This window comes from Flavobacterium aquiphilum, assembly GCF_027111335.1.
GTDB classification, from domain to species: domain Bacteria; phylum Bacteroidota; class Bacteroidia; order Flavobacteriales; family Flavobacteriaceae; genus Flavobacterium; species Flavobacterium aquiphilum.
Genome location: NZ_CP114288.1, coordinates 3,970,084 through 3,983,825 on the forward strand (window position 1 = coordinate 3,970,084; position 13,742 = coordinate 3,983,825).

Genomic DNA, 13,742 nt, shown 5'->3' on the forward strand with positions numbered 1-13,742 from the left:
AGTCAATATCAGTAAAACCGAAACAAAAAAAAAGGTTATAATTTTGTGTTTCAACAGCCGGAAATTAAAGTGAAACTATGGTCAATTCCGTTACGCTGATTGTATAACAGAATCTTTTTATAAGATGGTTTAGCCAATTCATTTAGCTTTACAATATCAGGAACAGTTTGGGTTTGAATAATTTTGGAACCAACCCATAATCCAAATGCCGAAGCGGTATAATACTCGCCACACAACTGTTTGTAATATACTTGCGGAATATTGGTAAAAATACTCTTGGATAGATTTTTATAATACAAATCCGAATCCACATCACCATTATAGCCTAGCAAAACTGCATCAATATCGGTAATTTCTAAACCATTAGAAGTTAGGAAAGAAACGATTTTATTTTCAACGTCTGCTATTTCCAATTTATTGATAATTTCTATATCCAAAATTTCGGCAATTGTGTTCTCTTTTCTTTCATTTTCCAAAACAAAAAAGCTGGCTCCTTCTCCCTGAACAACTCCTTTTGTTGTGGATTCTAAAATCGAGTAAGCTCCTTGATTTTCTTTCTTAATAAAACCTGCCAATTTGAATAATGACATCGTATAATCGGCAGTTTCATCAATTCCTCCAACCAATATACTGGAAGCATCCCCTTCTTCAATCATCATTTTGGCATCAAAAAGTGCCGATTCAAAAGAAACTGTACCATTCACATACGTCAGATTATAGGCTTTACATTGCAATCCCAAAGCGATTTGCCCACCGACAGTATTGTGTGTTGATTGAATAAACGAAGTCGGAGTCAGAAATTGCTCGTCATTATCCAAAATAGTCTTCAAAAACTTCTCTGAATCTTCAATGCAACCCATTCCCGTACCAGTAATAATTGCATCAACGGTTTCCAAATTAGCTTCCCTCAAAGCAAGAGCGGAAGCTACAATTCCGTTTTTCACTCCTTTAGCCATTCTTCTAATGGCTGCAGGAGATATAAAATCTTTGTAAATTGGAGTTTTTAGTGGCAGAATAGTATCCGTTACATTTAATTCTGCTTCTTCCAAAAAAACAGTATCGAACGTTTTTTGAACCGAAATACAACCTAATCCATTGATGTATGTTTTTCTCATTTACAGCTATTAATTCTTTGCCTAAATATTAACTAAAAATCGGACTAATTTTATTTTTCAAAATAATATCATTTATCGTTTAGAATTTTCTCAATTTTATGATATGCTTCAAGTATATTTTCAACATTTGAATTTTTGTTGTGATACAATAATGAAGTATAAATGATAAAAATATTTCCCTCAGATTCACAATTTATAATATTATCTACTTTAGTAACCGATTCTAAACTACTGTTTCTATACCATCTGCTAAAAACTTTAAACCGTGATTCGGCTTTCTCATCATTTTCAGAACAAACATAAATTAAGGCATTTTCTACATTCGCAAAGAAAGCAGTTATAATATCCGTAATAGTTTTTAATACTAAAGAATCAAAAGGTTCAACTTTATCAGTAATTTTTTCAATTACAATTTGATAAATATTTTCAATATGAACCTCTGAAGCAACATCAAGTGTTTCATCAACAATAAAAACAATTTTATATTCAATATTGTTTTTAGTTGTAAAATTATAAGAACTTGTCGCTTTATTAAAAATGTAGTTATATTGGTTTGGCAAACTTGATTCCTTTTTGAGTTAATTTTTCAATAGGAGTATTGCCTTTCAAAAATGAACGAACCATAGCCTTATCTGAAACCATTCTGGTTATAGATTTCATTATTGCTTCTTTATTTGTGGTCTTATTATTCATATAACAAAAGTAATGCGATAAATTCAAAACAAAACAATATTATAATTATTATTTTTTATAATCATTAATAAAACTATAGAATACAACTATTTCAAAACACCCTGTTATTCAGTTCATTATTATTCGCTTTTGGAAAATATAAGTGTCGAACAATTTCCTCCAAATCCAAAGGAATTAGAAAGTACATGTTCTATATTTTTATGTTTTAAAGTCGTTTGCGGTACCAAATTGAATTCTTCCATCGGGGTTTTAAAATTCAAATTTGGGAAAACCACATTATTTTGGATAGCCAATACACTATAAACAGCTTCAATAGCTGCTGCTGCTGCCAAAGTATGTCCGGTAAAAGGTTTGGTTGAACTAAAATCAGGGACTTTACTTTCGCCAAACAATCTCACTATTGCCCTGCCTTCGGACAAATCGTTATTAGGCGTTGCTGTACCGTGAACATTGATATAATCGATTTGTTCCGGTTGCAATTCGGCTATTTTAAAAGCTTTTTCCATTGCCAAAAAGGCGCCGTCACCATTTTCGGAAGAAGCAGTTTGATGAAAAGCATCGTTGGCATTTGCATAACCTGAAACTCTTGCCAGCACTTTTTTGTTTTCTTTTTGCACCAATTCCTCTGATTCCAAAACCAAAAAAGCTGCCGCTTCACCCAGATTCAATCCGTTTCTGTTATTATCAAACGGACTATTATAGCCATCAGACAAAATCATAAGTGTTTTGAAACCGTTGATTGTAAACTTCGACAATGCATCAGTTCCACCCACAATAACGCGATCTAGTTTACCCGATTTTATCAGTCTTGCTCCCAGCATAATAGCATTTGCTGCAGATGAACAGGCCGTACTGATCGTGGTTACCATGCCTGTCAACCCCAAATCTAGCGCAATCTTATCAGTATTATCTCCTGCATCATGACTGCCAATGTATTTTACAACTTCGGGATTATCAAAATATTCGTAGTAATAACGCTCCGTCATATCCATTCCGCCCACACTGGTAGCCGAAATTAATCCAGTCCTATATTCATTAATGGAACTTATTCCTGCATTTTTCACCGCTTGTCTGGCTGCAAATGTACCCAGCATTGCGGTTCTGGAAAAATTATTGTCTTTTCCCAATTGAAGTTCTTCGGCCAACTCTTGATTGGTTTTCTTGATTTCACCAACCTTTATTACATCAACATGTGCTGTCGCTATATTTTCGATTGTTGTAATTCCTGCCTGGCAATTCAGTAATGCATTGTAATTTTCTTCAACCGAATTACCGATTGAAGAAATAATACCCATTCCTGTTATTGCGATGCCTTTATTCATTTTAGATTGCAGAATTTAGATTTTAGATTTTGTATTGCGAATAAAAAACTTCGTTTTTAAATAGTATTTAATCTGGTATTAACTGTTTTTAATGAACTAACAAAAATCGCTGTTAATTGATTTCCTTCGTCTAATAATTTTTGAGTTTCTAAATCAGATAACCACCTTTTTTCATTAATTATTTCTAGCCAAAAAACAGTTTCATCAGCTTCTTCCAAAACAATATTCATTTTTGAAACAAACTCCTTATCACTTCTTGCCCTGCAAACTGCTCTATAATTTGCCCCAACAGAAGTTCCACTTCTTACAATTTGGTTTGAAATCGCTCTGCAGGCAATTGAATTTGGCATTTTTTCTATCAAATTTATAATCTCTAAAGAAAACTGCTTAGTTCTTATTTTTAATTCATTTGTAGTCATAGTGTTTAAAGATTTTAGAATTCTGATTTTAGATTTTGTTTTAGTAATAAAAAATTAAAATACAGAATCGGTGCATTATCAATACTAATATAATTATAGATTCCAATTAATCTAAAATCTTAAATCTTAACTCTAAAATTACTTAACTCTATTTTCGTTTATATAAGCAGCCATTGTTTCAATGGATTTAAAAATAACTTTCCCCTCTTTTGGGTCAACTAATTTAATTCCATAATCTTTATCAAGCATTACAATAAGTTCCAATGCATCAATAGAATCAAGTCCTAATCCGTCACCAAATAAGGCATCATTGTCATTTATATCTGCCACAGCGATATCTTCCAGATTCAATACTTCGATGATTTTACCTTTTAATTCTTGTTTTAATGCTTCCATAATATTATTGATTGTATAGTTGTTTTAATATTTTCTTATTGTGTTCTAATTCGCCTTCTTTATCTATTAAATACAGAAAGGCATTGTAATCTTCATTGTGATATTCAACCCAGCCACACAAAACTTTATCCGCCTTTCCAGTTTTCAAAAGTATATTGCTATAATTCTCCATAAAAACGGGGTTGTAATCCGCAAATATAAAGAAAGAATTTTCGCTTTTCAATTGATGTCTGATACTAATTTCCCCCAAACAAATATTAGGCAAGGTATAAACAAAAACTGCCGGACTCGGATAATAATTTTCGGGATCCGAAATTGAATTCTGATATTTAACATCGGTATCCAAACTGGATGATTTGTTGGCAAATACCAATGCAGTGTTGTTTTCTTCAGAAGAATTGCCTTCTGTTTTCAAAAGTAATTCTGCTCCCAAAAAAGCCAATTTACTCAAATTATCCATTTTAAAAAACTTCGGATAATTTATTTCCAAATGCTGATAAGCTTTCTTTGAAAAATCAGAAAAAACAGTTGAATCCGTTCCAAAAACAACGTCGCCATTCAGCAAAATTTGATTATTTTGGATGGTGCAAAAGAATTTTATATATGTTTTCTCTAATGTCATTAATTTACTTTTTCAAATAAAACTGCTGTGTTGCAGCCTCCAAAACCCGATGCTGTTTTTAGAAAATAGCGAATGTTTTTATCTTCATTTTTTTCGATAACATTAATCGGCTGACTCACTCCTATTTCATCGAAACCCAATGAAACAAAAAGCTCTTCTTCCTGTACTGACTGAATTCCAATAACGGTTTCCAACAATCCGGAAGCTCCTAATGTGTGACCGTAAAATCCTTTAAGACTGTTAAGCGGTGCATTTCCAAGCCCCAACCTATTCAGGGCTATTGCTTCCATTTCGTCATTAAAAGGAGTTGCTGTGCCATGCGCTGAAATATAATCAATTTGAGTGCTGTTAATTTTGGCTTCCGCCAAAGCACTCTCAATGCTTCTATAAAGTCCTTCGCCGGTTCTGGAAGGCCCAGAAATATGATTGGCATCATTGATGGAACCGTCACCTAAAATTTTTATTTTGGCATTTTCTCCATTCGATGAAACCAAAACAGCTGCAGCAGCTTCTCCCAAGGTTACTCCGTTTCTATTTACAGAATACGGTTTACATGGCATTTCACTCATTGCTTGAAAAGAATTGAATCCTGACAAAACAAACTTCGAAACTTCATCACCAGCAACAATAAAAACATTGTCATAAAGTTCCGCCTGAACTAACCTTTTGGCTACTGAAACCGCCAATATTCCGGAAACACAAGCATTTGAAACAACAATAGGTTCTGTTTTGAATTCAAAAAAATCAACGATGTTTTTTGCCAGTTGATTCAAATAAGCCTGTTGGACATTTTCGGTTTCCAGTGCTGTAACATTCCCTTTTGTGGTAGAAAGTATAAAGGCTGTCCGTTCATTTAAAATGACTTTTGAATTTTTAATGATTGGTTCCAAAGCCAAAATCATCATTTTTTCCAGTCTGGAATAATTCACAGCTGTAGTCATTTTGGCGAAAGCCAAATCCAAATCTACATCACTGATTATAGAAGCATAAAAAGGGCTATTAAACAACTTTGGCTTATCCTGCAATTGAATACCCGAAACCGCATTCCTAATATTTTTTATATTGGAGGCCACATCAAACCCTAAGGGTGTAATGCAGTTTGTTTCGTTTATATATACTTCTTTTATCATTCTATTTTATCAATCCCATCTTTTTCTTCCATTCTTCAAAAAAAGGAGGATTCGTCAACATTAATTCGCCTTTGCTATCCAAAAAAACCTGAACAGTTTCACCGGTACAGGCAATTTCATTATTGGCATCGAATATGGTATATTTAAAAATCATTTTTGCAGCCGGCGTATCAATCATCGTGGTTTCTATACGGATCACATCGCCATAACGCAATGATAATTTATGTTCACAAACCGATTTTACAATGGGCGTGGTATATCCAGTTTTGGCTATATCCAAGTAGGAAATTCCGTAATGACGTCCAAAAGCTTCTCTTCCATCTTCAAAATAGGTAATATAATAGCCGTGCCACACTATTCCTAGTGGGTCAGTTTCATTAAACCGTACTCGAATTTCTTCTGAAACAGTCAAACCGGTTGTGTCTTTATACAGCTCTTTTCTTCTTGTCATAAAGTAATGCCATTGTAGTGGTTACTACAAAAAATAAAAATAATAAAAATAATTCCGGAACCAAGTCCCAAAATGTCCCGTTGCGCAAAAGTACATCATAAAATGCTTCAAGTCCCCAATTCATTGGCGAGGATTGTGCAATCACCTGCATTATTTTCGGCATGGCAAATACAGGAACCCAAATTCCGCCGATAGCCGCCAAAATAATTACAGAAGTTGCCCCAAAAGGAGCTGATTGTTCCTGAGTTTTGGCCACCGTTCCCAATAGAATTCCGAAACCTATAGCCGCAAGCCCCGAAAACAAAGCCACAACACTCATCAGAATAAGATTCCCCTCCACATTAAGCGACGGCAAACCCAAATGCGGAAACAGATATACTGCAACAGCAATCATCATATAAAACTGAATCTGGCAAATGATTAAATACATCACTGTTTTACCTGCCAGAACAATAAAATTAGGAACCGGATTAGTACGCAAACGGATAAAAGTCCCTTGCGTTTTTTCCTTTACCATATTGATAGACAAAGGAATTACAATAAAAAATACTGCAAAAAGTGTCCAGGCAGGAACATTATGCTGAACCGAATTTGGAGTAATATCTTTGTTGTTGATTTTAGGAACGATCTCTTTGAATGTGATAAAACTCTTTTGGTCAAACTTAGCATTTTCATCGCCCAATTGTTCCTGAAAAGCAGTATAAATTGATTTGGTTTCTATTTGAGAAATCATTTTATCAATTCCGTTCATCACACCGGCTTTAAAACTCAACTGCACTGCAGGATCAAAATAAAGCTTAACTTCTTTATGGTTAACCAATTTAACCTTTGGTTTTGTTGCCGATGAATCAGCAAATCCTAAACTGCTCACAATCTTTTGAACATTCTGATCAATTTTAGCCTGCAAATCGGTACTTAAATGTGACGGGATAATAACAGCCAACTGGTATTTACCTTTAAAAACGGCTTCTTTGGCGACAGCTTCAGTAATTGGTTTGTTATCAATGGAAGTAACAACAGTAAACACTTTGCTCTTTTGCAGATTGTCAAAAATCGTTTTGGAAACATTTCCGTTGTCATAATCAACCAAAAGAATTGGTATTTTGACATCATTCCCTTTTTTATAACTACTGTCCTGAATGAGTGTCACTGTTATAATCAATACCAATGGCATCAAAAAAAGAGTCACTACCCCACCCATATCCCGTTTCAGCAACAGGAATTCTTTGTAAACAGACATCCAAAGTTTATATAGCATCTCTCAACTCTTTTCCGGTTAATGAAATAAAAACATCTTCCAGATTTCTGGCATTTGCAGTGGTTTCAATTAAATTCTTTGGTGTCCCTTCAGCATAAATTTTACCGTGATCTACTATCGCGATATGGGTACAAAAATCCTGAGCCTCTGATAAATGATGCGAAGTATAAATAATAGTTGTCCCGGTTTTATTGAGTTCCTTAAGATACTGTATGATCACATTTTTGGAATGTACATCTACACCAACAGTAGGTTCATCAAGAAAAAGAATTTTGGGATTGTGCAGAATTCCGGCAATCAAATTGACGCGTCGTTTCATACCTCCCGAAAAAGTCTCTATGCGCTTATCTGCAAATTTCAAAAGACCTAAAAAATCAAGGCTGTCAATCACTTTTTCTTTAAGATCATTTCCTTTTAAACCGTACATACTTCCAAAATACAGTAAATTTTCCCTAGCTGTCAAAGTTGGATATAAAGCGTATTCCTGCGGTACAACACCTATTATTTTTTTGATTTCATTTACATGTTCGGCATAAACTAAATTATCAATTGTAAAAGAACCCGAAGTAGGTCTTATCAATCCGCAAAGTATCGAAATCAAAGTGGTTTTACCGGCACCGTTTGGCCCCAGTAAACCAAAAATCTGCCCTTCTTTTATATCCAAAGAAAAGTTATCCAAAGAATACATTTCGGCATCTTTGTAAATTTTTGACAGATTTGTTATTTGGATAATAGAATTCAAAATAGAGGTTCTTTTTTAGCTAATTGCCTTTTTCAGTTTTTTAAAAAATGCTTCTTCCCTATCAGCAATTACCAAAAGATTATCAGAAAGCATATTGTAAACATCAACTTTGGTGCTTCTATTTTTATAAACACGGGAAGCTTCTACGGCAAAATCTCTCCATAAATCGCCAATCGCAGTCATTTCAAGCGATAAAGTCTGCAGTTCATCATTTCCTAACACAATCGCCGCTTCCTGTAAAAAGGCCGCGTATATAAATCGGAAACCACCACCGCCAGTTCCTATTTCTTCCTGCATTCTTACTACTTGAGCCAAATAATGATTGGCTTTTTTAGTTCCTTCTTTCACAGGCCATTTCTTAATCAGTTTGGCAACAAGACGCATTCCGCGCACACCTATTATCGGCATAGGTGCCAGCATATCACGGCAAGTATTTTTAATCCCTTTTATAATCGCTCCTTTCAAATCGACATTGGCAGGAACTTGAATTGGGTAATATATCTGCCCTCTTGGAGCAAAAGCACCTTTGGCAAAACGAACTTTATTCAATTCGGCATGAGTCAGCGTCGTTACGTTTTCCATAACTGGATCACTGATTAAATAATCTGTTTCTGTTTTCCCGTAAACCACCAAATTGTGGGCATTGAAATGAAAACGGTATTCATCTGGAAAATATGTCAAATTATACACTCCCACCTGTAATCCCGAGGGAATATTATTTTTTAAATTTTCGTCCAAAGCTTTAATAGCATTGGCTTCGCTGGAGAATTTCTGTCTTTTGATTTTTAAGCCTAAACGTTTGGCCGCTTTATTAAAAATTTGGCCCGGCATCGGTCTGTAACTGATGGCTGGCGCATAATTCACTTTTAAAAAAGGCAAATAAACAAAGAAAAGCCCGGAACCAATCCCAAAAATCATTGGTTCACTAATATTCAATCCATTATGTTTTAACAAATTGGAAGCAACCCCATTCTCACAATGAGCCGATTGATGATGTGCAAAATTTGTTTCCATTAATTTGTTTTAAAATTTTTCAATTCGTCTATAGTAATATTAAAAGAATCAGCGTATTTTTTTAAAATAGAATCACTTAAGCCTTCAAAAACTTTAGGTTTGAAGTGTCTTTTTACACGCCATTGCCACATTCCTACATAACTGGAAAGTACTCCTAAATCCATTCTGCAGAATTCCATATAATAAAAAATCGGACTCACTTCATTATTCTCCACTTTTGCTTTAGCAATCGCAATACGTTCGCTGATTTCTTCGATAGAGTTTGATAGAGCAATCGTTTTTGGTTCCCAACCTGTACTCAAAGCAGTAGTATAATTACCGTTTTCGTCTGTGGCATAAACCAGCTCTTTCATGTTTTTATTCGAAAGATTGCCTTTGTCTTGAGGAACTTCTTCTTTTTTCATCGTATCTTTCTTATTTATGTTCTTGGATAAATAATGTGATTTCACCTTCCAGTAGCAATTCATCTGCTCTGAAAGTCTGACTTTTCATGGTACACAAACTATATGAGTCGGTAATAAATTTGGACACTAACAACGCTTTCGTGTAAATAACATCCCCAACCTGTGGCAAAGTATGGATTTTTAATGTTTTGATACCACTGATAAACCCAACAACATTCACCCCCTCTTTATCATTATAATTTTCATCAATAAAATAATCTTTGGCCACTACGGATGAACAGGTTTGAGCCATGTTTTCCACTAAACCAGATTCTGTAAAAAAACCATTCTCCAGAAATATATTGCCTGCTTTAATTTCAAAAACGGTTTCGACCTGTTCGTCATCCATTTTCAAGATTAAATCCACCATTAGCATCGGAGCCCGATGTGGCAAATATTTTTTTATATCAACTGGGTTTGAAGTCTCTCTTTTATTCACAATGTCCTAAATTATTTAGCCAAAACAGTCTTCATTTGACCTTTGGCTATTTCAACATCATCCAATTTGGTCACCACATCAACCAAAGTAATCCCTCCAAATTCCTGTAATATCGAAACGGTTGTTATTATTTCGTCATGAAGTTTGGGTAATTGGCTTATTTCAATATCTTTTACAGAACCAATATAACCTGTTGGAGCCTGCATCTTTTTTAAATAAAACTGATATCCGGTATGCAATGCCACTGATTGCGCCATATGTTCTATTATACCCGACTCAAGAAAAAAATCATTTTCCAGAAAAAGAGCATCGCTTTGAATTGTAAATCCTGAAACCAATTCTGTCTCCGAATAGGAATACAGCTTATCTACCATTACAAATGGGAATCTTTGCGGAATTAAAGTTTCAACAAAGTCTTTTTCTCCTAATGGATTATTTCTAACCACCGTCATTAACAAACCGTTAAATAAGCATAAGCATAAGAAAAACGACCGCTTTCAGGAACAGATAAAAGTATTTTATTTCCTTTTTTCAATTTTCCTGAATTCATTAATTCTTCTAAAGCCAAATAGATTGAAGCCGCACCAACATTTCCTACGTAAGCCAAATTCATGAACCATTTTTCCATTGGGATGACCATACCTCTTTCTGCCAATGACTTACTCAATCCATCCACAAAATAATGAGACGAAACGTGCGGCAGGAAGAAATCAATTTCGGAAGCAGAAACATTATTTTTAGACAAAGCCTCGGCCATACTTTGAGAACCTTTTACCAAAATAAACTCATCCAATAATTTAACATCTTGTTTGAAAGCAAACAAAGATTCATTCAACCATTGGTCAGTATTATAGTCATTCCACGGTTTTATTTCTCCGTTTTCCAATTTGTCCCCACCAGCATACATACAAGTTTCCAATTCGTATGCATAGGAGAAAGCTTCCATCCATTCTATTTTTAAAGAGATGGAACCTTTTGGTTTATTTTCCAATAAAAAAGCTCCTGCTCCATCAGATAACATCCAGCGCAAAAAGTCTTTTTTGAAAGCCAAAATCGGTTGTTCTTCGAGTTTTTTTAAATTAACAACTTCATTTTCAAACTTATCAGCCTTCATCCAGGTCGATAACTTTTCTGAACCTGTACAAACCGCATTTTGGGTATTACCTGATTTTATCGATAAATATCCAAATTTTAAAGCACTCATTCCGGCACAACATACTCCTGAAGAAGAATTTAGTTCTACCGATTTATTCTTCAATAATCCATGCACCATTGATGTATGCGAAGGCACCAAAACATCTGGAGTCGTTGTTCCGCAAGACAATAATTCCATGTCCTGAGCTGTGAAACTTTCATCAAATAATCCTTGAATAGCATTTTTTGTCAATTCAGCATTATTATGTGTGCTTTTTCCATTTTTGTCCAAAGCATAATATCGATTGACAATTTTATTGTTTCTTAATATCAGTCTTCTGGCTTTGGATGCGGTTTCATTTATTAACCCCAAATAATTCTCCATTTCATCATTAGAAATAGCATCATTCGGTAAAAATTTGGCCGCTTTTGTAATATATACATCAAACATAATAATCTAATTTATTCCTTTATAATATTCTAATTCTTTCCTTATTTTTTGAACTTTTAACGGATAAGTAAGAACGTGCAAGATATAAACTATTGGCGAGATTAACCAAATAGCCAATAATAAATACACTTTAAAAACTTTTGTCCAAGCCTTTCTGGATTCCCCTTTATTAATGATTAAATTAGACCATTTTGCAAAAATTTTATTGGCTGTCCTATCAACTGTAACTAAATAAGAGCTGACTTTAACAGCATCTACAGCAACCAATTTGGACTGCAGATCATCCATATTATTATCGTTCAATCCCGAAAGAATGACTTCTCCAAATTTTGTGGATTCATCAATATCCTTATCCGAAACACCAGGTAAAGGAAAGATTCCGAGGTATTTTTTCTTAACCCCAGAAAACATCCATTCCACAATTGTAATAACACTTATTAAATTCCCTACTCGATCAACCAAAGCGATATTCCCTTTTAATACTGCATTATTTTGTTTCAATAAGGCTTTCACTTTTTCCTGAGCCATCACCCACATATTTCTGGAACCATTTATAGTTACAACCGGGGTATTATTTAAAAGAATTTTAGCTTCCGGGCTTTTCAAAAAGGAATTTACAGGAATTGAAGGAGTTAAATACCAAACCTGATAATTCAACAAAATCAAATCAAATTTAGTGTTCATTATTTCTTCTGAAACCGGTTTCAAAGCAGTTGGAATCTGCAAAAAAGATTCGGGGAAAGCACCAAAAAAAGCTTCACTATTCCAAGGAAAAGGAAATGGCTTTTCTAACTGAATTTCATGAAATAAAACATTGATATTATCTGAATTCAAAAATGGCTTTGCAATATTTCTGGCAATGGATTCTAATTGTCCCGATTGAGAATAATAGATTACTAGGACGTTTTTCATTTGGGTACGTTTTTATAAAAACGAAAATAACTCAAAATTTATAATTAATCCTAATTACTGTTTTATTTCTTTGCAAAGAATAAGCATATTGAATAAGAAATAATTTACAACACAAACTAACCAGCTCAATTTAAATTCATTACATCTCAATTATCAAATTCATAAAAATTGAAACTGACTTCTTCTTAAAAGCACAAACCAGTACAAAAAAATTGAAGATTATTATTGGTTAATCTATTTTATTCCAAAAATCAAAATAGTTAAACCATTGTAATGGATATTTATTAATCATGCCTTCAACACTTTGAGTATATTCTTTCAGCAAGCCTTTTTCATCTCGATGCTTTACTTTAGCTTCTCTGGTATAAAGATGATAATGCAGATTAGGCTCTTTCATTACATACACAAAAACCACCGGAACTTTTAAACGGGAAGATATTAGAAATGGTCCGGCTGGGAAAAGAGCGTCTTCGCCTAATAATTTTTCGCTCAACGATTTTACTCCTTCAAAATAGCGGTCTCCGGTAAAACAAACCAATTCATTTCTGGCAAGAGCCGAATTTATCTCGAAAATATGCGACAAATCTTCACTAATCAATATGATATTTATTTTCGGTTTTTGAGTAATACTTTCAAGGTATTTTTTTATTGTTGAATGCTCTAAATCAGTAGTAACGAGATTTATTTGAAACTTGAAATCAATTTCACTAAAAAAATGTTCGGCTATTTCGAAATTTCCCATATGGGCACTAATAAGCACCCCACCTTTTTTTTCTTCCAAAAGTCGAAGAAGAATTTCCTTACCATCATGTTCATAGGTAAACTTATCTTTCAATCCAGCACCAATAGCGATTTTATCGATAATAGTCTGTCCAAAAGTATAATAACTTTTAAAAACCATTCTCTTGGACTTAAAATAGGAATATCCCAATCTTTTTCTGAAATAATAAAAGATTGAGGCATTACTTTTCTTTAGGAAAATAAAATAATAAGTTGCTACAAAATAAAGGATAAAATAAGCCGTTCTAATTCCTACTTTTTTAATAAAAAAAACAAAAATTTGGTATCCTAAAACAGTCCCTTTAGATTTTCCATCCCATTGACTCATTTTAATTTGTAGATTTAGGTTGTAGATTTTTTGATTTTAGATTCAATGGCGTTTCCTTAAGCTCATTTGTCAAGTCGAGCGCAGTCGAGACTC

At 33.9% G+C, this 13,742-nt stretch carries 17 protein-coding genes; all 17 read right to left on the reverse strand.

Going from position 1 to position 13,742, the window contains the following annotated elements; translation table 11 throughout:
* Positions 1 to 50 precede the first annotated feature (50 nt).
* On the reverse strand, positions 51 to 1,115 hold the full coding sequence (locus tag OZP12_RS15905) for a beta-ketoacyl synthase N-terminal-like domain-containing protein (RefSeq protein ID WP_281226020.1): 1,065 nt from the start codon (positions 1,113 to 1,115) through the stop codon (positions 51 to 53).
* A 68-nt stretch (positions 1,116 to 1,183) separates the two neighbouring features.
* On the reverse strand, positions 1,184 to 1,675 hold the full coding sequence (locus OZP12_RS15910; RefSeq protein ID WP_281226021.1) for a DUF6169 family protein: 492 nt from the start codon (positions 1,673 to 1,675) through the stop codon (positions 1,184 to 1,186).
* Positions 1,676 to 1,927: 252 nt separating this feature from the next.
* Complete coding sequence (locus OZP12_RS15915; RefSeq protein ID WP_281226022.1) at positions 1,928 to 3,130, reverse strand: beta-ketoacyl-[acyl-carrier-protein] synthase family protein; 1,203 nt, start codon at positions 3,128 to 3,130, stop codon at positions 1,928 to 1,930.
* 56 nt (positions 3,131 to 3,186) lie between these two features.
* Positions 3,187 to 3,549, reverse strand: coding sequence for a four helix bundle protein (locus OZP12_RS15920; RefSeq protein ID WP_281226023.1), 363 nt, complete (start codon positions 3,547 to 3,549; stop codon positions 3,187 to 3,189).
* Positions 3,550 to 3,687: 138 nt separating this feature from the next.
* Positions 3,688 to 3,945, reverse strand: a complete 258-nt coding sequence (locus OZP12_RS15925) for a phosphopantetheine-binding protein (RefSeq protein ID WP_281226024.1) — start codon at positions 3,943 to 3,945, stop codon at positions 3,688 to 3,690.
* Between the two features lie 4 nt (positions 3,946 to 3,949).
* The gene (locus tag OZP12_RS15930; protein ID WP_281226025.1) at positions 3,950 to 4,567 is read right to left on the reverse strand and encodes a beta-ketoacyl-[acyl-carrier-protein] synthase family protein; all 618 of its coding nucleotides are present in this window, start codon (positions 4,565 to 4,567) and stop codon (positions 3,950 to 3,952) included.
* Positions 4,567 to 5,697, reverse strand: a complete 1,131-nt coding sequence (locus tag OZP12_RS15935) for a beta-ketoacyl-[acyl-carrier-protein] synthase family protein (RefSeq protein WP_281226026.1) — start codon at positions 5,695 to 5,697, stop codon at positions 4,567 to 4,569. Before OZP12_RS15935 ends, OZP12_RS15930 begins: the two co-directional genes overlap by 1 nt.
* A gap of 1 nt (position 5,698) precedes the next feature.
* Entirely contained in the window at positions 5,699 to 6,148 is a 450-nt protein-coding gene (locus OZP12_RS15940) for an acyl-CoA thioesterase (RefSeq protein WP_281226027.1), read from the reverse strand.
* Positions 6,123 to 7,406: an ABC transporter permease gene (locus OZP12_RS15945; RefSeq protein WP_281226028.1), complete on the reverse strand. Its 1,284-nt coding sequence runs from the start codon at positions 7,404 to 7,406 to the stop codon at positions 6,123 to 6,125. Before OZP12_RS15945 ends, OZP12_RS15940 begins: the two co-directional genes overlap by 26 nt.
* Positions 7,396 to 8,094: an ABC transporter ATP-binding protein gene (locus OZP12_RS15950; RefSeq protein ID WP_281229083.1), complete on the reverse strand. Its 699-nt coding sequence runs from the start codon at positions 8,092 to 8,094 to the stop codon at positions 7,396 to 7,398. The genes OZP12_RS15945 and OZP12_RS15950 overlap by 11 nt, the downstream gene beginning before the upstream one ends.
* A 69-nt stretch (positions 8,095 to 8,163) precedes the next feature.
* Complete coding sequence (darH, locus tag OZP12_RS15955; RefSeq protein ID WP_281226029.1) at positions 8,164 to 9,162, reverse strand: BtrH-related acyltransferase DarH; 999 nt, start codon at positions 9,160 to 9,162, stop codon at positions 8,164 to 8,166.
* Positions 9,162 to 9,566, reverse strand: coding sequence for a flexirubin biosynthesis protein DarG (DarG, locus tag OZP12_RS15960; protein WP_281226030.1), 405 nt, complete (start codon positions 9,564 to 9,566; stop codon positions 9,162 to 9,164). Before DarG ends, darH begins: the two co-directional genes overlap by 1 nt.
* 10 nt (positions 9,567 to 9,576) lie before the next feature.
* The gene (locus tag OZP12_RS15965; protein WP_281226031.1) at positions 9,577 to 10,044 is read right to left on the reverse strand and encodes a hotdog family protein; all 468 of its coding nucleotides are present in this window, start codon (positions 10,042 to 10,044) and stop codon (positions 9,577 to 9,579) included.
* 11 nt (positions 10,045 to 10,055) lie between these two features.
* On the reverse strand, positions 10,056 to 10,496 hold the full coding sequence (locus OZP12_RS15970; RefSeq protein WP_281226032.1) for a hotdog family protein: 441 nt from the start codon (positions 10,494 to 10,496) through the stop codon (positions 10,056 to 10,058).
* Positions 10,496 to 11,629: a dialkylresorcinol biosynthesis protein DarB gene (gene darB / locus OZP12_RS15975; RefSeq protein WP_281226033.1), complete on the reverse strand. Its 1,134-nt coding sequence runs from the start codon at positions 11,627 to 11,629 to the stop codon at positions 10,496 to 10,498. Before darB ends, OZP12_RS15970 begins: the two co-directional genes overlap by 1 nt.
* A 6-nt stretch (positions 11,630 to 11,635) precedes the next feature.
* Positions 11,636 to 12,541, reverse strand: coding sequence for an NADPH-dependent FMN reductase family protein (locus OZP12_RS15980; protein WP_281226034.1), 906 nt, complete (start codon positions 12,539 to 12,541; stop codon positions 11,636 to 11,638).
* 229 nt (positions 12,542 to 12,770) lie between these two features.
* The gene (locus OZP12_RS15985) at positions 12,771 to 13,649 is read right to left on the reverse strand and encodes a lysophospholipid acyltransferase family protein (protein WP_281226035.1); all 879 of its coding nucleotides are present in this window, start codon (positions 13,647 to 13,649) and stop codon (positions 12,771 to 12,773) included.
* Positions 13,650 to 13,742 lie beyond the last annotated feature (93 nt).